13 protein-coding genes are annotated in these 18,923 nt (G+C 69.8%); 7 read left to right on the top strand and 6 right to left on the bottom strand.

Annotated elements, in window-relative coordinates:
• The first annotated feature begins 337 nt into the window (after positions 1-337).
• Positions 338-694: a DUF805 domain-containing protein gene (locus OG379_RS19955; protein ID WP_401523358.1), complete on the top strand. Its 357-nt coding sequence runs from the start codon at positions 338-340 to the stop codon at positions 692-694.
• Positions 695-775: 81 nt separating this feature from the next.
• Here OG379_RS19955 and OG379_RS19960 read toward each other — a convergent pair whose 3' ends face one another.
• From OG379_RS19960 to OG379_RS19970, 3 genes are all read right to left on the bottom strand, one after another.
• Entirely contained in the window at positions 776-1,600 is an 825-nt protein-coding gene (locus OG379_RS19960) for a hypothetical protein (RefSeq protein ID WP_393763720.1), read from the bottom strand.
• Positions 1,601-1,781: 181 nt separating this feature from the next.
• Complete coding sequence (locus OG379_RS19965) at positions 1,782-2,840, bottom strand: metallophosphoesterase (protein WP_393763721.1); 1,059 nt, start codon at positions 2,838-2,840, stop codon at positions 1,782-1,784.
• 174 nt (positions 2,841-3,014) lie between these two features.
• Positions 3,015-4,127, bottom strand: coding sequence for a LacI family DNA-binding transcriptional regulator (locus tag OG379_RS19970; protein ID WP_329230827.1), 1,113 nt, complete (start codon positions 4,125-4,127; stop codon positions 3,015-3,017).
• A gap of 403 nt (positions 4,128-4,530) precedes the next feature.
• Between OG379_RS19970 and hisC the strand changes: the two genes are divergently transcribed.
• The 5 genes from hisC (at position 4,531) to OG379_RS19995 (ending at position 13,858) form a co-directional block, all read left to right on the top strand.
• On the top strand, positions 4,531-5,610 hold the full coding sequence (hisC, locus tag OG379_RS19975; protein WP_362927572.1) for a histidinol-phosphate transaminase: 1,080 nt from the start codon (positions 4,531-4,533) through the stop codon (positions 5,608-5,610).
• A 294-nt stretch (positions 5,611-5,904) separates the two neighbouring features.
• Positions 5,905-7,413 carry a cytochrome ubiquinol oxidase subunit I gene (locus OG379_RS19980; RefSeq protein WP_405664561.1) on the top strand — a complete coding sequence of 503 codons (1,509 nt, stop codon included), beginning with the start codon at positions 5,905-5,907 and terminating at the stop codon, positions 7,411-7,413.
• A gap of 19 nt (positions 7,414-7,432) precedes the next feature.
• On the top strand, positions 7,433-8,434 hold the full coding sequence (cydB, locus tag OG379_RS19985) for a cytochrome d ubiquinol oxidase subunit II (RefSeq protein ID WP_405664562.1): 1,002 nt from the start codon (positions 7,433-7,435) through the stop codon (positions 8,432-8,434).
• A gap of 39 nt (positions 8,435-8,473) precedes the next feature.
• Complete coding sequence (gene cydD / locus OG379_RS19990) at positions 8,474-12,028, top strand: thiol reductant ABC exporter subunit CydD (RefSeq protein ID WP_405664563.1); 3,555 nt, start codon at positions 8,474-8,476, stop codon at positions 12,026-12,028.
• Between the two features lie 123 nt (positions 12,029-12,151).
• Positions 12,152-13,858 (top strand): GAF domain-containing protein, encoded by a 1,707-nt coding sequence (locus OG379_RS19995; RefSeq protein WP_405664564.1) that lies wholly within the window; start codon positions 12,152-12,154, stop codon positions 13,856-13,858.
• A 93-nt stretch (positions 13,859-13,951) separates the two neighbouring features.
• On the opposite strand, the gene OG379_RS20000 is transcribed toward OG379_RS19995, so the two are convergent.
• Positions 13,952-14,794 carry a Cof-type HAD-IIB family hydrolase gene (locus OG379_RS20000; protein WP_405664565.1) on the bottom strand — a complete coding sequence of 281 codons (843 nt, stop codon included), beginning with the start codon at positions 14,792-14,794 and terminating at the stop codon, positions 13,952-13,954.
• Positions 14,795-14,983: 189 nt separating this feature from the next.
• Between OG379_RS20000 and OG379_RS20005 the strand changes: the two genes are divergently transcribed.
• Positions 14,984-15,886: an LLM class flavin-dependent oxidoreductase gene (locus OG379_RS20005; RefSeq protein ID WP_405664566.1), complete on the top strand. Its 903-nt coding sequence runs from the start codon at positions 14,984-14,986 to the stop codon at positions 15,884-15,886.
• A gap of 276 nt (positions 15,887-16,162) precedes the next feature.
• Here OG379_RS20005 and OG379_RS20010 read toward each other — a convergent pair whose 3' ends face one another.
• Positions 16,163-16,705 (bottom strand): RNA 2'-phosphotransferase, encoded by a 543-nt coding sequence (locus OG379_RS20010; RefSeq protein WP_405664567.1) that lies wholly within the window; start codon positions 16,703-16,705, stop codon positions 16,163-16,165.
• Between the two features lie 354 nt (positions 16,706-17,059).
• Positions 17,060-18,850: an SDR family oxidoreductase gene (locus OG379_RS20015; RefSeq protein ID WP_405664568.1), complete on the bottom strand. Its 1,791-nt coding sequence runs from the start codon at positions 18,848-18,850 to the stop codon at positions 17,060-17,062.
• Positions 18,851-18,923 lie beyond the last annotated feature (73 nt).

Here is an 18,923-nt window from a genome sequence, read left to right on the forward strand (position 1 = left end):
GTCACGTGGCCCAGCCGACGGGCCATCGGATTTTCCCGGACCGGATCGATGGGCGGCGTAGGGCCGGACAAGAGGGGGCGTTCGTCTGATCGTCAGATTGCGGCGATAGAGCATGAAGAGTGCCCACAATGGCTGGTTCAGGCCGTTCGGCACCGTCCTGTCGCACCCCCGAGGAACTTTCGGCGTCAGTATGGACACAGCCGTGCTGCAGGTCGATGTAAGTTTCCGCGGCAGCCCGAACGGTGTTGACCGTTTCCTTATCTGTGCTTTACCTTCCGCTGTGCTTGGCCGAAATTGGTGTGCGCCCCGAACGGGGGCGCCAGGGGAGGGAAGCACAGTGAACTGGTACCTGGCTGTACTCAAGAACTACGCGGGCTTCGGCGGGCGTGCGCGCCGCAAGGAGTACTGGATGTTCGTACTCTTCAACTTCATCATCGCGGTCGTCCTGAGCCTGCTCGGCCTGGCCATCGACTCGCAGATTCCTTACATCATCTACCTGCTGGCCGTGATCATCCCGACGATAGCCGTCGTCGTGCGCCGCCTGCACGACACCGGCCGCTCCGGCTGGTGGATCCTGATCTCGTTCGTCCCGCTCGTCGGCGGCATCATCCTGCTCGTCTTCATGTGCCTCGAGGGTGTGCGCGAGGTGAACGAGTACGGCCCGAACCCGAAGCTCGCCCCGCAGGGGATCTGAGCTCCTCACCGGGTGTGATGCCTGCAGAGGCCGGAACGGCAGCACGCCGTTCCGGCCTCTGCCGTGCCGGGTCCCGCCGGATCACTCCGGCTGGTGCTCCGGGCCGCCGTAGTCGGGGCTGGTGAAGTCGGGGCTGGTGAAGGTGGGGCGCGGACCGGCCGAGGGGCCGTCCTCCGGTCCGGAGAAGTCCGGCCTGCTGTAGCCGATCTTCGGGATCCGGTTGGCCGAGCGGTGCGGTGTGCGCGAGGCGGGCCCCGCGGTCGGATCGGCCAGCGCGTCCCGGAGGAAGGGGAGGATTCCGCGTTCCAGCAGTGCGTGGCGCCATGCCTCCCGGGCACGCGCCACGTCCTCGGGCAGTTCCTCCTCCTCGTCCACGGCCGGCAGCGCGGTGGCGCCGTTGCGCAGGGCGGTGACGAGGAGACCCACCGCGGCGACGAGGATGGCCGCGGCTGCGACGGCGGCGAAGAACCACCCGGCGGCGACCATGGTTCCGGCGAAGGCCGGGGCGGGACTGAGCGCCTTCAGCGGGTAGCCGACGGCCAGGAATATGAGCGCGGCCGCACCCGCGAGGACCGGTGCCAGCACGGCGATCACCGCGAGGGTGCCGGCGCCCGTGGGGTCGGCCTCTTCCGTGGCGGGGCTGAGGACGGACGCCTGGGCGTCCGGGTCCCCGGGCCCGCGCAGCTCGCCGCGGACCTTCACGTAGTGGTCGTACTCGGTGGCCGCCGCCGCGGTGATCAGGGGCGTGGCGTTGAGCGCCATCGTCCGCAGCTGTTCCGGGTTGAGACGGTCGCCGATTCCGTCCAGATCCGGCCGTTCGTGAGCATGACGCAGCGCGTCGGCAAGGATCCGCTCGTACTCGGGGCGGTCCTCGGCCAGCAGGTGCGGAGCGCTTTTCATGTGCATCCCCCGATGCTCCGTAGGGCCTGACCGACCGTAAGGGCCGGGCGATCGGGCGGAAACGGAGGAGAGCCTGCGACTGGTACGCCGATGGTAGAGCGCCTACGGCACGGGGTGACAGGGTGTTTCCGGAAATTGGCCCAGTGGCTGACGGTGTCGGGTCGTCATGCGTCTTCCCCGACGACCGTCAGTCATGCAGGGGAAGTTGGACGACCAACAGCTTTCCGGCCATGGTCACCCCGCCGTCCATGGCGATGGCGAGCCCTTCCGCGTAGACGTGCGGGCCGTTCACCACGGGCCGTGCCACTTCCTCGCCCTCCTCCGTTCCGACCTCTCCGAGGAGATACGGAATGGGGCTGTGGCCATGGACGACGCGCTGCCCGCCGTACGTCGACATCAGTTCGCGAACGGCCTGGGCGCCGCCCTCGTCGCGGAAGGCGAACCGCTTGGTGAGTTTGCGGAAGAGGTCCCAGCACTCATCGGCGTCGTTCCGCGTGAGAATGGCGTGCACCGTGTCGTTGACGTCCTCGATGGTGGATCCGTAGTCGAGGTAGGCGGTCGTGTCGGAGTGCATCAGCAGATGCCCGTCCTCCTCGACCACCGCGTCGAGCCGGGACATCCACTGGAGGTGGACGTCCTGGAGCCGTTCCATGTCCGTCTTCTGGCCGCCGTTGAGCAGCCAGGCGGCCTGGAAGGTCGCCGTTCCGGCTCCGGAGTTCACCGGGGTGTCGCCGAACCTCTTCGCACCGAGCAGCAGCAGTTCGTGGTTGCCCATGAGCGCCTTGCAGTACCCGCCGGCGGCCGCGGCCTCCGCGGAGAGGCGCATGACGAGATCGATGACGCCGATGCCGTCCGGACCGCGGTCGGTGAAGTCGCCGAGGAACCAGAGCCTGGCGTGGCCCGCCGCCCACCGGCCGTCGGCGTCGACGAGGCCCTGCTCACGCAGGGCGGCCAAAAGCTCGTCCAGGTAGCCATGGACGTCCCCGACCACGTACAGCGGACCGCGGCCGGAGTCGGCGGCGGGCCGGGCCTCCGGCACGGTCTCCACCTGGACGGTGTCGCCACGGTTGATCACGGGAAGATCGCGCTCGGTGGGGGTGTACCCCTCCGGCGGTTCGTCGCCCACCATTGCGTTGCCGGGGTGCGGCAAGGGCGCGGGCATGGGCACCTGCGCATACGGCGGTACGCGGAAGTCACGCAACGTCGCTGTCCGCACCACGGGTTCCTGACCGGCCCCCTGAGTCATCGACCCCTCCACCACCGTCGCGCCTCCGTACACCTGACGGGCCCTGCCTGGTAGAGGTGGTCCGCGGTGTCGTGCGCCCATCATAGGAATGCGGATCGTGCTCTGTGACGCACCAGGGGTGTTGAATCCGTGCGAGCATCCGGTTCATCGGCCGTTTGGTCCGGATTAATCCGTTCAGTCCCCGGCAGGTGATCGCGGAGGGCTGACGGTGGTGCGCGGCGGACGTCGTTGCGAGGACGTCCGGACGATGAGCTCCGTCGGTATCACCTGCTCCACCGGGCCGTCGTGCTCGACCCCTTCGATGGCGTCGATGAGGAGCTGGACGACGGCCGTGCCGATCCTGCGGGGCTTCAGCGAGAGCGTGGTGATGGGGGGCTCGGTGGACGCGTACACCGTGGATTCGCTGCAGCAGACCAGCAGGAGGTCCTCAGGGACCCGCAGGCCGTAGCGGCGCGCGGCGGCCAGCAGATCGGTGCCGTTGGGGTCGAAGAGCCCGTAGACGGCGTCGGGGCGGTCGGGGCGGGCGAGGAGGCGGTCCGCGGCGACGGCGCCGGCGCAGGGGTCGTGGGCCGGGTAGGACTCGTAGACCGGATCCTGGCCGACCCGCTCGCACCAGTGCAGATAGGCAGTGGTGGAGAGCCGGGTGTACGTGTCGGTGGTGGTGCCGGTCAGCAGTCCGATGCGGCGGGCTCCCGCGGCCGCGAGGTGGTCCAGGAGGTCGAGGACGGCCGCCCGGTGGTCGTTGTCGACCCAGGCGGTGACCGGGAGCGTGCCTGCCGGGCGGCCGTCGGAGACGACGGGAAGCCCTTGGCGCACGAGTTCGGTGACCACCGGGTCCTGGTCGGAGGGGTCGATGACGACCGTGCCGTCGAGCGCGACGTTCGACCACACGTCGTGTCGGGAGGTGGCGGGGAGGATCACGAGGGCGTAGCCACGGGCGAGCGCGGCCGATGTGGCGGCTCTCGCCATCTCCGCGAAGTACGCGAATTCGGTGAAGGTGAAAGGTTCATCCCCGTACGTGGTCACGGTCAGGCCGATGAGCCCCGACTTGCCGGTACGGAGGGTTCGGGCAGCCGCTGACGGGCGGTAGCCCAGCCGTTCGGCGACCTCGCGGACATGGCGGCGGGTGGCATCCGGGAGCCTGCCCTTGCCGTTGAGAGCGTCGGACACGGTCGTGATGGAGACGCCGGCCGCCGCGGCTACATCCCGGATCCCCGCCCGTCCTTGCCGGCCGCTGCGCCGGGGCGTCTCTGTCCGGCTCACCTGGTGCTTCCCTGCTGCTGTCATGGCGAGCCGATAGTAGGGCTCCGGAGCCCGGTCAGGCCGGTCGCATATGCCCACGTTGACAGGCACGTTACTGCATGATCATTAAGGCGTAAATGCCTTGCAAAGCAAGGGCGTTGGCGCCTTCCGTATCGATGTGTCATGCATCGGTGCGCAGGAACCTGCTGAATGGTCCATGTCTCGAAGAGGTCTCAACTCACCTGTTCGAGGGATGCGCGCCACGGAGTGAGCGACCGGCGCGCGGCGTAATGTGCGGCGCTCCCCCCTCCCGGCGCCGGCCGGAGCGGCGCAAGGCAGGCGATTCCCGTCCGGGAGGGCGATTTCGGAGCCTGGCCGTTCGCACAGGTGCCCAATCCTCATAAGGTGAGCAGTATTGATGTGTACGGACGGTCGAGGAGGACCTGCGGTGAGCGAGACGAGCCCGAAGCTGCGCGCCGAGCTGGACGGCGTCCCTGCGTATGTACCGGGCAAGCCGGCGTCCGCGGAGGGGCCGGTTGCCTTCAAGCTGTCCTCCAACGAGAACCCGTACCCCCCGTTGCCCGGTGTGATGGAGTCGGTGCTCGCCGCGGCCGCGGACTTCAACAGGTATCCGGACATGGCCTGCACCGGCCTGATGAACGAGCTGGCCGACAGATTCGGTGTGCCGGTCTCCCACCTGGCCACCGGCACGGGCTCGGTCGGTGTCGCTCAGCAGCTGCTCCAGGCCACTTCGGGGCCGGGGGACGAGGTCATCTACGCCTGGCGCTCGTTCGAGGCCTACCCGATCATCACGCAGGTCAGCGGCGCGACGTCGGTCAAGGTGCCGCTGACCGACGGTGAGGTGCACGATCTCGACGCGATGGCCGACGCGGTCACCGACCGGACGCGGATGATCTTCGTCTGCAATCCGAACAACCCGACCGGCACGGTGGTGCGCCGGGCGGAGCTGGAGCGGTTCCTCGACCGTGTCCCGGACGATGTCCTGGTCGTGCTCGACGAGGCGTACAAGGAGTTCATCCGGGACGCCGATGTGCCGGACGGGATCGAGATCTACCGGGACCGGCCCAACGTCGCGGTGCTCCGCACCTTCTCCAAGGCGTACGGCCTCGCCGGTCTGCGGGTCGGTTTCGCGGTGGCGCACGAGCCCGTGGCGGCGGCCCTGCGCAAGACGGCCGTCCCGTTCGGTGTCAGCCAGGTCGCCCAGGACGCGGCGGTCGCCTCGCTGCGCGCCGAGGACGAGCTGCTGGGCAGGGTCGGATCGCTGGTCGGCGAGCGTGCCCGGGTGTACGAGGGGCTGGTGCGGCAGGGCTGGACCGTTCCGGAGTCGCAGGCCAACTTCGTCTGGCTGCGGCTCGGGGAGCGCACGCTCGAGTTCGCCGGGGTCTGCGAGCGGGCCGGTGTGGTCGTGCGGCCCTTCGCCGGTGAGGGAGTGCGGGTCACGATCGGCGAGGCCGAGGCCAATGACGTGTTCCTGAAGGTGGCGGAGTCCTTCGGCCGGGAGCTGTAGCGGCGCGGCTGCCGCCCGCCCCCCGGTGGCCCCGGACCTCGATCACCGAGGTCCGGGGCCACCTTTCTTCTGCAGGTCTAAGGCCCCCGGTGCACGGTCCGGGGGCCTGTCCGGTTCGGGCGGCTCGCGCCGGTCGGCCGGAAACCACCCCCCACCGGACGGCTTCGAATACAAGTGCGCCATAATTGCTTGTGAATGTGAACGCGTTCACAAGCGCATCCCGTTTCCTCCCGTGATCGGGTGGTTCGACGGGCAGCCTGGGGGCGTGATCGCGGCGACGTAAGGAGAAGAGTCGTGGACCTGGCTCTGGCACCAGAGACCCTGGCGCGCTGGCAGTTCGGCATCACCACCGTCTACCACTTCCTGTTCGTCCCCCTGACGATCTCTCTCGCCGCGCTCACCGCCGGCCTGCAGACCGCCTGGGTGCGCACGGACAACGAGAAGTACCTCAGGGCGACCAAGTTCTGGGGCAAGCTTTTCCTGATCAACATCGCCATGGGTGTGGTCACCGGCATCGTCCAGGAGTTCCAGTTCGGCATGAACTGGTCGGACTACTCGCGGTTCGTCGGCGACGTCTTCGGGGCTCCCCTCGCCTTCGAGGCGCTGATCGCGTTCTTCTTCGAGTCCACCTTCATCGGCCTGTGGATCTTCGGCTGGGACAAGCTGCCGAAGAAGATCCATCTCGCCTGTATATGGATGGTGTCCATCGGCACGATCCTCTCGACGTTCTTCATCCTGGCCGCCAACTCCTGGATGCAGCACCCGGTCGGTTACCGGATCAACGAGGAACGCGGGCGCGCGGAACTCACGGACTTCTGGCACGTGCTGACCCAGAACACGGCGCTCGCCCAGTTCTTCCACACGATCACCGCCGCGTTCCTGGTGGGCGGCGCCTTCATGGTCGGCATCGCCGCCTTCCACCTGGCGCGCAAGAAGCACATCCGGGTGATGCGGACGTCGCTGCGGCTCGGACTGGTCACCGTGGTGATCGCCGGCCTGCTGACCGCGGTCAGCGGTGACCTCCTCGGCAAGGTGATGTTCAAGCAGCAGCCCATGAAGATGGCAGCGGCCGAGGCGCTGTGGGAGGGCGAGGACGGGGCGCCCTTCTCGCTCTTCGCGGTCGGAGATGTCGCCGAGGGACACAACACCGTCGAGATCTCGATCCCGGGCGTGCTGTCCTTCCTCGCGGACGACACCTTCACCTCGTACATCCCCGGCATCAACGACATCAACAAGGCGGAGCAGGAGAAGTACGGCCCGGGCGACTACCGGCCCAACATCCCGGTCGCGTTCTGGAGCTTCCGCTGGATGATCGGCTTCGGCATGGCCTCCTTCAGCCTCGGGATCCTGGGGCTCTGGCTGACGCGGAAGAAGTTCATGCTGCCGGAGGCGCTGCGGACCGGTGAGGACGACGTACCGAATCTGGTCCTCTTCAGGAACAAGGTGCTGAGCCCGAAGCTCGCCAAGCTGTACTGGATCACAGCTCTCTGGACCATGCTCTTCCCCTTGATCGCCAATTCCTGGGGCTGGATCTTCACGGAGATGGGACGCCAGCCGTGGGTGGTGTACGGGGTGTTCCAGACCCGTGACGCGGTCTCCCCGGGCGTCTCGCAGGGGGAGATCCTCACCTCCATGATCGGCTTCACGGCGCTCTACGCGGTGCTCGCCGTCATCGAGGTCAAGCTCCTCCTGAAGTACGTCAAGGCCGGACCGCCCGAGCTCACCGAGGCCGACCTCAACCCGCCCACCCGGATCGGCGGCCACGACCAGGACGCCGACCGGCCGATGGCCTTCTCCTACTGAGATAAAGCGGAGCTGAGAGATGGAACTCCACGACGTCTGGTTCGTGCTCATCGCCGTCCTGTGGACCGGCTACTTCTTCCTGGAGGGATTCGACTTCGGTATCGGCGTCCTCACCAAGCTGCTGGCCAGGGACCGCAAGGAGCGTCGGGTCCTGATCAACACGATCGGGCCGGTCTGGGACGGGAACGAGGTGTGGCTGCTCAGCGCGGGCGGCGCGACCTTCGCGGCCTTCCCGGAGTGGTACGCCACCCTGTTCTCCGGTTTCTACCTCCCCCTGCTCCTCATCCTGCTCTGCCTGATCGTGCGCGGGGTGGCCTTCGAGTACCGGGCGAAGCGGCCCGAGGAGCGGTGGCAGACCAACTGGGAGCACGCGATCTTCTGGACCTCGCTGATCCCGGCCGTTCTCTGGGGCGTGGCTTTCGGGAACATCGTGCGCGGCGTGAAGATCGATGCCGACATGGAGTACGTCGGCAACCTCTGGGACCTGCTCAATCCGTACGCCATTCTCGGCGGGCTGGTCACGCTGTTCCTCTTCACCTTCCACGGCGCGGTGTTCGCGGCGCTCAAGACCGTCGGGGACATCAGGGAGCGGGCGCGCGGGCTCGCCCTCAAGCTGGGCCTGGCCACCGCGCTGCTCGCGCTGGGTTTCCTCGTGTGGACGCAGGCGGACAACGGCAACGGCTGGAGCCTGGCCGCGATGATCACCGCCGTGGTGTCGCTGGTCGTGGCCATCGGTGCCATCGCGGCGGGGCGCGAGGGCTGGTCCTTCGCCTTCTCCGGGGTGACCATCACGGCGGCGGTCGCCATGCTCTTCCTGACGCTCTTCCCGAACGTGATGCCGTCCTCGCTGAACGACGCCTGGAACCTGACGGTCACCAACGCCTCCTCCAGCCCGTACACCCTCAAGATCATGACCTGGTGCGCCGGTATCGCCACTCCGGTGGTGCTGCTGTACCAGGGCTGGACGTACTGGGTGTTCCGCAAGCGCATCGGTACGCACCACATCGCCGACGCGCACTGAACGAGCGAACGACATGAGCTCACTGGGGAGCTGTTTCACGTGAAACCGATCGACCCGCGTCTGCTCCGGTACGCCCGGGCCACCCGGTTCTTCCTGGCCGCCGTGGTGGCACTGGGCCTGGTCGGAGCCGCCCTGGTCATCGCCCAGGCGATGCTCGTCGCCGAAGTGGTGGTGGGCGGGTTCGAGGACGGGCTGACCGTCTCCGGGCTCCGCACGCCACTGCTCCTGCTCGCCGCTGTCGCGCTGGGGCGGGCGTTCGTGGCCTGGCTGACCGAACTGGCCGCTTACCGGGCGAGTTCGGCGGTCAAGTCCGAGCTGCGCGGCCGGCTCATGGAGCGCGCCTCCGGTCTGGGGCCGGAGTGGTTGAGCGGGCAGCGCACCGGGTCGCTGATCGCTCTGGCCACCCGGGGCGTCGACGCCCTGGACGACTACTTCTCGCGCTATCTTCCGCAGCTCGGCCTCGCGGTCGTCGTCCCGGTGGCCGTGCTGGCCCGGATCGTCACCGAGGACTGGGTCTCGGCGGCGATCATCGTGGTGACGCTGCCACTGATCCCGCTCTTCATGGTGCTGATCGGATGGGCCACCCAGTCCCGGATGGACCGCCAGTGGAGACTGCTGTCACGGCTCTCCGGTCACTTCCTCGATGTGGTTGCCGGGCTGCCCACGCTGAAGGTCTTCGGCCGGGCCAAGGCGCAGGCCGAATCGATCCGCAGCATCACCTCGCAGTACCGCCGGGCCACGCTGAAGACGCTCCGGATCGCGTTTCTCTCCTCCTTCGCCCTGGAGCTGCTGGCGACTCTCTCCGTGGCGCTGGTCGCGGTGACGATCGGGATGCGGCTGGTCCACGGAGAACTCGACCTCTACACGGGGCTGGTGGTTCTCATCCTGGCGCCGGAGGCCTATCTGCCGATCCGCCAGGTCGGTGCCCAGTACCACGCGGCCGCGGAAGGACTCTCGGCCGCGGAGGAGATCTTCGCCGTGCTGGAGACCGAGCCCGTGGCCGGCGGCAGCCAGGATGTACCTCCGTCCCTGCGGCTGGAGCTGGAGGGGGTGACCGTCCGGCACCAGGGCCGCGCCGAGCCCTCTCTGGATGCTGCTTCCCTCGTGGTCGAGCAGGGGGAGACCGTCGCGCTGGTCGGCCCCAGCGGGGTCGGCAAGTCCACACTCCTCAGCGTGGTGCTGGGATTCACGGCTCCCGACGAGGGGCGGGTCCGGGTCGGCGGAACCGATCTTTCGGCCCTCTCCCCCGAACGCTGGCGCGAGCAGATCGCCTGGGTGCCCCAGCACCCGCACCTCTTCGCCGGGACGATCGCGGAGAACGTACGCCTCGCCCGGCCGGACGCTGACGACGCGGCGGTCATGGCCGCGCTGCGGGCCGCAGGCGCGTATGAGTTCGTGGACGCGCTGCCGGCCGGTGCGGAGACGCCCCTCGGTGAGGACGGCTCCGGACTCTCCGCGGGGCAGCGCCAGCGGCTCGCGCTGGCGCGGGCCTTCCTCGCCGACCGGCCTCTGCTGCTGCTCGACGAGCCGACGGCGAGTCTGGACGGCGAGACGGAGGCGGGCATCGTCGACGCGGTGCGGAGGTTGGCGGTGGGACGAACGGTGCTGCTGGTCGTGCACCGGCCGGCTCTGCTCACGGTCGCCGACCGGGTGGTGACGCTGGAACCGGGGGAGTCCGGGGTGGAGCCGCAGGCTTCCGGCGTGCTCGCCGCCTCGGGCGGGCACGACGACGTCCAGCGCACTCCGGGCGGGCCGGACGGCGTCGAGCGGCTGGGCGCGGGGGAGCCGGCGCTGCTCAGGGACACCGCCCCCCGGACCGGGGGCCGCGTGCTGGCGCGGGTGCGGGAGGCCGCGGGTTCCCAGCACGGGAAGCTGGGGCTGGCACTGCTGCTGGGCAGCCTCGCCGTGGGGTCGTCGGTCGGCCTCATGGCAGTCTCGGGATGGCTGATCTCACGCGCCTCCGAGCAGCCCCCGGTGCTGTATCTGATGGTCGCGGTGACCGCTACCCGGGCCTTCGGCATGGGCCGGGCCGTCTTCCGGTACGCGGAGCGGCTGGTGTCGCACGACGCCGTGCTCAGGATGCTCGCCGAGCTCAGGGTGGCGGTGTACCGCGGGCTCGAACGCATCGCGCCCGCCGGTCTCCGGGCCACGCGGCGGGGTGACCTGCTGTCCCGGCTGGTCTCCGACGTGGACGCGTTGCAGGACTACTGGCTGCGCTGGCTGCTGCCCGCGGCGACCGCGCTGCTGGTCGGTACGGGGGCTGTCGCCTTCACCGGCTGGCTGCTGCCGGAGGCCGGGGCCGTGCTGGCCGCCGGGCTGCTCCTCGCGGGCGTGGGCGTCCCGTGGCTGAGCGGCGCGTGTGCTCGACGGGCCGAGCGCCAACTCGCGCCCGCCCGCGCCAAGCTGGCCGTCCGGGTCGCCGATCTCCTCGGCGGCACAGCCGAACTGGCCGTCGCGGGTGCGCTGCCCGCCCGCAGGGAGCAGGTGCGGGCGGCGGACGGCGTCCTGACGCGGATCGCCTCACGGGCGGCGGCCGCGACAGCGCTGGGCGGGGGGCTCTCCGCCCTGATCTGCGGGCTCACCGTGGTGGGCGCGGCGATTGTCGCGCTGCCCGCCGTGTGGGACGGCCGTCTGGCCGGGGTGGAACTGGCCGTCGTCGTCCTCACGCCCCTGGCGGCGTTCGAGGCCGTGACGGGACTTCCGCTCGCGGTGCAGTACCGCCAACGGGTCGAGCGGAGTGCGGAGCGGGTCTACGAGGTACTGGACGCTCCCGTCCCGGTCGAGGAGCCGGCGGACCCCGCCGAGGTGCCCGCCTCGCCCTTCCCGCTCGATGTACGAGGGCTGTCGGCCCGGTACGAGGGCGCGGAGCGCGATGCGCTGCACTCCGTCGACCTGACGCTCCACCCCGGCAAGCGGGTCGCCGTCGTGGGGCCGTCCGGTTCGGGAAAGACCACGCTCGCCCAGGTCCTGCTCCGCTTCCTGGACGCCCGGGAGGGGACGTATCGCCTCGGTGGCGTCGAGGCGTCCGCGCTGGACGGTGACACGGTCCGGACCTTCGTCGGACTGTGCGCCCAGGATGCCCACGTATTCGACAGCTCCATTCGCGAGAACCTGCGGCTCGCCCGCACGGACGCGACGGACGACCGGCTGCGGGAGGCTCTCGCAGCGGCTCGGCTGCTGGACTGGGCCGGGTCGCTGCCCGGCGGCCTCGACACGCTGGTCGGTGAACACGGGGCCCGGCTCTCGGGCGGCCAGCGTCAGCGGCTGGCGCTGGCCCGTGCGCTCCTCGCCGACTTCCCCGTACTCGTGCTCGACGAGCCCGCCGAGCATCTGGACCTGGCGACGGCGGATGCCCTGACCGCGGATCTGCTGGCTGCCACCGAAGGGCGTACGACCGTGCTGATCACCCATCGGCTGGCCGGGCTCGACGCGGTGGACGAGATCCTGGTGCTGGACGGGGGGCGGGTGGTTCAGCAGGGGACGTACGCCGTTCTGGCCGCGCAGGACGGCCCGCTGCGCCGGATGCTCGAACGCGAACAGGATTCGGTGCGCACGGAGCCGGAACGGCCGCGACCGCTTCCGGTACGGGTCTGAGGGCGGCGAGCGGGCTTCGGCACGGGTCTGAGGGCGGCGAGCGAGCTCCGGTACGGGGCGGAGGACGGCCGGCCGGCTCGGCTCCGACTTTCCGGACCAATCGGTGCTTACTAGGCTCAGGTCATGGCCGAGCAGGATCCGAATGACCCGCCGGGAGCCGCGTCGCAGACCACCGGCAGCCTGCGAGGGCTCTCCGCGGAGCTGACCGCTCGTGTGCCGCAGCTGCTGGAGGCGACGAGGTCCGTCGGCACGGGCCTCGAGCTCCACTCCACGCTGGAGCGCATCTGTGAGACCGCGGCCGAACTGGCCCATGCCCGCTACGCCGCCATCGGCGTCGTCGAAGGGCCGGGTGAAAGCCTCTGCGACTTCATCACCCACGGGGTGCCGGAGGAGGTCGCCCGGGCGATCGGCCGGCCGCCCGACGGGCATACCGGTCTGCTGGGCGCACTGATCGAGGAGGGCGTGCCGATTCGGCTGGAGGATCTGGAGAGGGACCCCCGCTTCGCCGGCTTCCCGGCCGCCCACCCGAAGATGCGCACGTTCCTCGGGGTCCCGATCCGGCTCCAGGGCAAGATCTTCGGCAACCTCTACGTGATGGAGAAGCGCGGCGGGGAGGCGTTCGGCGACGACGAACTGCACATGCTGCGCGTGCTGGCCACGGAGGCGGGCATCGCCATCGGCCACGCGCGGACGTACGACGCCGCCCGACAGCGCGAACAGTGGATCGACGGCTCGGTGGCCGTCACCACCGCCCTGCTCTCGGCCGGGGACGCCGACGAGGCACTCGCTGTCGTCGCCGAACAGGCGCGTCGCCTCGCCGATGCCGCGGCCGGCATCGTGCTGCTTCCGGCCGCGCAGGGAGGGCTGGAGATCGTCGCCGTCGCCGGGGACAAGCCGTCCGCCTCCCTCGGGGTGATCATCCCGCCGCAGAGCCCCGTGGTGGCGGCGCTCCTGCGGGGCGAGGAGGTGTTCCTGGACGATTCGGTGACCGACCCCCGCATGATGACCAGACTGGCCGACCGGTTCGGCCCGCACATGTTGCTCCCCCTGCGCAGCGGTGGGCGGGTGCTGGGGGCGCTCTCCATCCCACGGGTCCGGGGCGGCCGGCCCTTCACCCGTGCGGAGCGGACGCTGGCCACTCACTTCGCCGCGCAGGCCGCACTGGCCCTGAAGCTGTCCGAAGCCCAGCGGGACCGGGAGAGGCTGGCCGTCTACGAGAACCGGGACAGGATCGCCCGGGACCTCCATGACCTGGTGATCCAGCGCCTGTTCGCCACCGGGATCATGCTGGAGGGCGCTCAGCGGCGCTCGCCGGTCCCCGCGGTGCAGGCCGGCATCGGGCGGGCCGTGGACGAACTGGATGTGACCATCCAGGAGATCCGTACCGCTATCTTCGCGCTGCAGCAGGAACCCGCCGAGGCGCCGTCGGGCCTGCGGACCCGAGTGCTGCGGGAGATCAACATGGCCGCTGTGCCCCTGGGTTTCATGCCCTCGCACCGTTTTCTGGGCCCCGTCGACTCGCTGGTGGGGGAGCTCGCCGGCAAGAACCTCATCGCGGCTCTGCGGGAGGCGCTGTCCAACACCTTCCGCCATGCGCGGGCGTCGCGCGTCGAGGTGAGGGTGGACGCGACGGCGGTGCTGCCGGACGGGCGGGACGCGGTGCGGCTGACGGTCGCCGACGACGGGGTGGGGATCCCGGAAGGCGGCCGCCGCAGCGGTCTGCGCAATCTCGCGCGGCGCGCCGAGTCGCTGGGCGGCGCGAGCTGGTTCGGCCCGGGGACCGGGGAGGGCGACAGCGGCACGACGGTCACCTGGCAGGTCCCGCTCTGACAGCTGTCCCGGTCGCCCCGGTCGCCCCGGTCGCCCCGGTCGGCCTCGGTCGTCCCAGTCGTCCAGTTGTCCCTGCCGTCCCGGCCGACGGGCTCAGCGAGCGGCGAGGATCCGCTCGATGACGACCGCGACACCGTCCTCGTCGTTCGTGAGCGTCATACCGGACGCGGCGGCCACGGCGGCCGGGTGGGCGTTGCCCATGGCGAACGAGGCGCCGGCCCAGCTCAGCATCTCCACATCGTTCGGCATGTCCCCGAACGCGACCACCTCGGCCGGGGCGATACCGCGTTCGGCACAGCATGCGGCGAGCGTGGCGGCCTTGGAGACCCCCAGGCCGCTGATCTCCAGCAGCGCGGTAGGGCTGGACCGGGTGAACGACGCCCGCTCCCCCGCGAGTTCACGGGCCAGCGCGAGGAAGGCGTCCGGGGCCATCTCGGGGTGGTGGGCGAGGATCTTCAGGACCGGCGCACCGGTGCCCGGAACCTCCTCGTGGAGCAGCTTCTCCGCGATCGCGACCGTGGCACCCGGGTCCATGTGGAACGGGGGGTAGGCGGGCTCGTAGTGGATTCCGGTGGCCAGTTCGACGGCGAACGAGACCCCGGGGGCCGCCTCACGCAGGATGTCGACCACGGTCAGGGCGATCTCGCGGTCCAGCGGGTAGACCTTGATCAGCTTCCCCTCGTGGAGATCGGCGACTGCGGCCCCGTTTCCGCAGATGGCCATGCCGTGGCCCTGCACGTGCGGGCTGACGACGTCCATCCAGCGAGCCGGCCTTCCGGTGACGAAGAAGACCTCGATCCCCGCCTCTTCGGCGGCTGCCAGGGCGGCGGTCGTACGGTCCGACAAGGTCTTGTCGTCGCGTAGGAGAGTGCCGTCCAGATCGGTGGCGATCAGCCGGGTCACGGCAGGCAGAGGCGAGTCGGTAGCTGAGGTCACCCGCCTATTCTCCCGTACGGAGTCGCACGGGCGTGCAGAGGGGCGCACATCTGAGTGCGCGAGTCCTGGAACTGCGGAACATGACACAGGTATATGCCGACGGCTCACCGTGGGAACTCGCGCAGAGGGGGGACGGGAAGCCTCCCGCCTCTCCAGGGAGGCACTCGTGGGCAGAAGTAGGGTCGGGGCATGAGCCTGCGCCTGAGCACCGTGATCCTGCCCGTCGACCGCTGGCACGAGGGAGGCCGCGCCAAGTGGCAGAAGGCCGAGGAGCTCGGCTTCCACGCTGCCTACACCTACGACCACCTGTCCTGGCGCACCTTCCGCGACGGCCCGTGGTTCGGAGCTCTACCCACCCTCACCGCCGCCGCCACCGCGACCGGGCGGCTTCGCCTGGGCACCCTCGTCACATCGCCGAATTTCAGGCATCCGGTCACGCTCGCCAAGGAGCTGATCTCGCTCGACGACATCTCGGGCGGCCGGATCACGCTCGGCATCGGAGCAGGCGGCAACGGCTTCGACGCGACCGCCCTGGGGCAGGAGCCGTGGACGCCGAAGGAGCGGGCGGACCGGTTCGGGGAGTTCGTGCCACTGCTCGACCGGCTGCTCACCGAGGACGCCGTGAGCGAGCAGGGCACGCACTACTCCGCCGACGAGGCCCGCAACATCCCGGGCTGCGTCCAGCGCCCCCGGCTCCCTTTCGCCGTCGCCGCAACCGGCCCGCGCGGCCTGAAGCTTGCCGCGCGGCACGGGCAGGCGTGGGTGACCACGGGTGACCCGAAGCTGTATGAGGAGGGCACTCCGGAGCAGTCGGTGGAAGCCGTCCGCGGCCAGCTCGACAAGCTCGGCACGGCATGCGCCGGCATCGGCAGGGACGTGGCCGAGCTGGACAAGGTGCTGCTCACCGGGTTCACCCCGGACCGCAGCCGACCGCTGGAGTCTCTCGACGCCTTCGTCGACTTCGCCGGCCGCTACCAGGAGCTGGGCTTCACCGAGATCGTGCTCCACTGGCCGATCCCGGACTCGGACTTCGCCGCGGACATCGACGTCTTCGAGACGATCGCCACCGAGGGGCTGGGGCAATTGGCCTGATCGGCTCCGGAGCTGGATGGTGCGCGGGAGGCACGCTTGCCACGGGCGGGTGGCAGTGGTTGCCGGTCCCCGGGGCGGGGGCGACGCTGGAAGGAACCCGCAGTCGGCTTTGCCCGCGCGTATGCACGGCACCGGGTGCGGTTCGCCGGAAGGAATGAGTCGTCATGAGGATGCTGCTCACCGCGCAGATGGACACCGAGACCGCGAACCGCCCGTCTGAACCTCGGCGATCTGCGTGCGGGCCTCGGCGGCACGGAGCGCTGACCCGCGGACGCGTCATTCACGCAGGCGCAGGTAGGCAGGCGGTACGGAGTCGGTGAGCCAGACCCCGTTGGCGCTGACGTGGAAGAGATGGCCGGCGCGGTGCATGACGCCGGCGTCCACAGTGAGGACGACCGGGGTGCCGCGCCGGGCGCCGACACGGACCGCCGTCTCGCGGTCGGGCGAGAGATGGACATGGTGGCGGTTCATGGGCCGGAGTCCGTCGGTACGGATGGCGTCGAGCACCCGTGCCACGGTGCCGTGATAGAGGTACGCGGGTGGTTCTGCCGGGGGCAGGCCGAGGTCCACAGTGACGGAGTGGCCCTGGTTCGCGCGGATGCGATCGCCCTCCACGGTGAACCGCTGCTTGTCGTTGACCGCGACGACGTGGTCGAGGTCATCCCGGGTGATGGTGACACCGTGCTCGGCGCAGGCCCGCAGCAGCTCGTCCACGGCCACCCAGCCGTTCGGATCGAGGCTGATCCCGATCCGGTCCGGCTCATGCCGCAGATGCTTCGACAGGTACTTGGACACCTTGACGGTGCGTCGTTCGTCCATCCCGACAGAGTGCCCGCGCCACTTCTTCCGGCGCACCTCGATTTCACCCGGCGTTCGCAGCACTTATGGACGTGAACAGGTTTGATCCACAGCCAACTCGCGTTATCCACAGGGGTTTTGGCGATTCTGCGGACAAGTGACGCCCTATATAGGGTGTTTGGCCAACTTCGCTATGTGTTAGGTGTTTTGGTGGTGATCGTATGCTGATTGTCCGGTAACTGGCTCCCGTGGAAGGCCCTATGGCCAAGTGCCCAGGCCAGCACGGTTATTGGTGTTCGGCGGCAATGGCCCAGGCGTAACCGTGAGACTGTGACCGGGCGTTACGGCGCCCGATCCCCCAACAGACCGCCAGCATCACAAGGGTGGCTTCATCCGGGCAAGCCCTCGCAGCAGGCGAGGGCTGAACCGTGACAGCAGCCGTGCGCCGCGTGCCTCGGGCGTCACCGGCACCACGGCCCGGTTGTGCACCACGGCCCCGAGAATCGCCTGAGCCACCTTCTCCGCAGGGTAGTTGCGGATCGAGTACAGCCGGGCCGTCCGCTTCCGGAGCCGCGCCTCCTCGGCCTCGTCGGCTCCCACGAAGCGCGCGGTTCCGGTGATCCCGGTGTCCACGATTCCCGGACAGATGGCGCTGACCCCGATCGACCGCTCGGCCAGTTCGGCGCGCAGGCATTCGCTGAGCATCAGCACCGCAGCTTTGGACGTGCTGTACGCGGGCAGCGCGCGTGACGGCTGATAGGCCGCCGCCGAGGCGACGTTGACGATGTGGCCGCCCTGTCCTCGGTCGGCCATCTGCCTGCCGAAGATGCGGCAGCCGTGGATGACCCCCCACAGATTGACATCGAGGACCTTCCTCCAGTCCTCGCTCGTCGTGTCGAGGAAAGAACCCGACAGCCCGATGCCCGCGTTGTTCACCAGGACGTCCACGACGCCGAGTTCAGCCGCGACCTTCTCCGCGAGTTTCTCCATCGCCCGCTCGTCCCCGACATCCACCACCTCGGCCCAGGCGGCGGCTGCCCCGATCAGCAGGGCCCTCTCCGCCGTCCGTGCGACGCCTTCCGCGTCCCGGTCCACGGCCACCACCCGCGCCCCCGCCTCGGCGAAGGACAGCGCTGTGGCGCGCCCGATCCCCGAGGCGGCGCCCGTCACCAGGACCAACTGCCCGCCGAAGCGGTCGGCATGGGCGCCCGTCGCTGTCGGCCTCGGAGCGCCGAACCCGGCGGGAGCGTCCTGGCCGCCGGGCTCCCCGCCGGACTCCGCGCCGACGAAATCGCTGATCCAGGAGGCCAGCTGATCCGGCCTGGTGCGCGGCACCCAGTGCTTCGCCGGCAGGGTGCGCCGCACCAACCGGGGCACCCATGCGTCCAGTTCGTCGTAGAGCGACGGCGAGAGGAAGGCGTCCCCGGTCGGCGTGATCAGCTGCACCGGCACATGCGCGTACGCGTCCGGTCGTGGCCGGCGCAGGCGGGCCCGGATGTTGTCACGGTAGAGCCAGGCACCGTGCGCCGCGTCCCGGGGGAGCGACGCCGTCGGATAACCGTCCGCGGGCACCTTCTCCATCCGCTGCAGTATCCGCGGCCACTGCCTGCCCAGCGTCCCGCGCCAGGCCATCTCGGGCAGGACCGGTGTGTGCAGTGCGTACACGTACCAGGACTTGGCGCCCTGGCCGAGCAACTGCGCCACACCGCGAGGGCCGGGGTGGGACATCCGCCGCTTGATCCAGTGACCGAAGTGGTCGAGGGAGGGGCCGGACATCGACGTGAACGAGGCGATACGGCCCTTGGTCCGCTCCACCGTGGCGAATTCCCAGGACTGGACCGAACCCCAGTCGTGGCCGACGACATGGACCGGCAGGTCAGGGCTGACGGCATCCACGACAGCCAGGAAGTCGTCGGTCAGCTTCTCCAGCGTGAAGCCGCCGCGCAGCGGTTCGGGCGCCGTCGACCGGCCGTGGCCCCGCACGTCGTAGAGCACCACGTGCCATCGCTCCGCCAGGCGCCCCGCGACCTCGGACCAGACCTCCTTGCTGTCCGGATAGCCGTGCACCAGCACGATCGTCGGCAGCGCGGGATCGCCCAGCTCGGCCACACACAGCTCGATCCCGCCCGTACGCACCCAGCGCTCACGCGCGCCTCGCAGATCCACGCCGCCTCCTCGTCCAGTGCCGGCGTTGCGGTACGCGCCCGTAACGTGACACCGCTGAATGTGGCAACCGACG

This window comes from Streptomyces sp. NBC_01166 (genome assembly GCF_045039765.1).
GTDB lineage: Bacteria > Actinomycetota > Actinomycetes > Streptomycetales > Streptomycetaceae > Streptomyces.

Coding starts and splice junctions, on each gene's coding strand:
- OG379_RS19965 (WP_393763721.1), bottom strand. CDS start 2,840: ATGACTCAGGGGGCCGGTCAGGAACCCGTGGTGCGGACAGCGACGTTG.
- OG379_RS19970 (WP_329230827.1), bottom strand. CDS start 4,127: ATGACAGCAGCAGGGAAGCACCAGGTGAGCCGGACAGAGACGCCCCGG.
- OG379_RS20010 (WP_405664567.1), bottom strand. CDS start 16,705: ATGGACGAACGACGCACCGTCAAGGTGTCCAAGTACCTGTCGAAGCAT.
- OG379_RS19995 (WP_405664564.1), top strand. CDS start 12,152: ATGGCCGAGCAGGATCCGAATGACCCGCCGGGAGCCGCGTCGCAGACC.
- cydB (WP_405664562.1), top strand. CDS start 7,433: ATGGAACTCCACGACGTCTGGTTCGTGCTCATCGCCGTCCTGTGGACC.
- OG379_RS19960 (WP_393763720.1), bottom strand. CDS start 1,600: ATGCACATGAAAAGCGCTCCGCACCTGCTGGCCGAGGACCGCCCCGAG.
- OG379_RS20005 (WP_405664566.1), top strand. CDS start 14,984: ATGAGCCTGCGCCTGAGCACCGTGATCCTGCCCGTCGACCGCTGGCAC.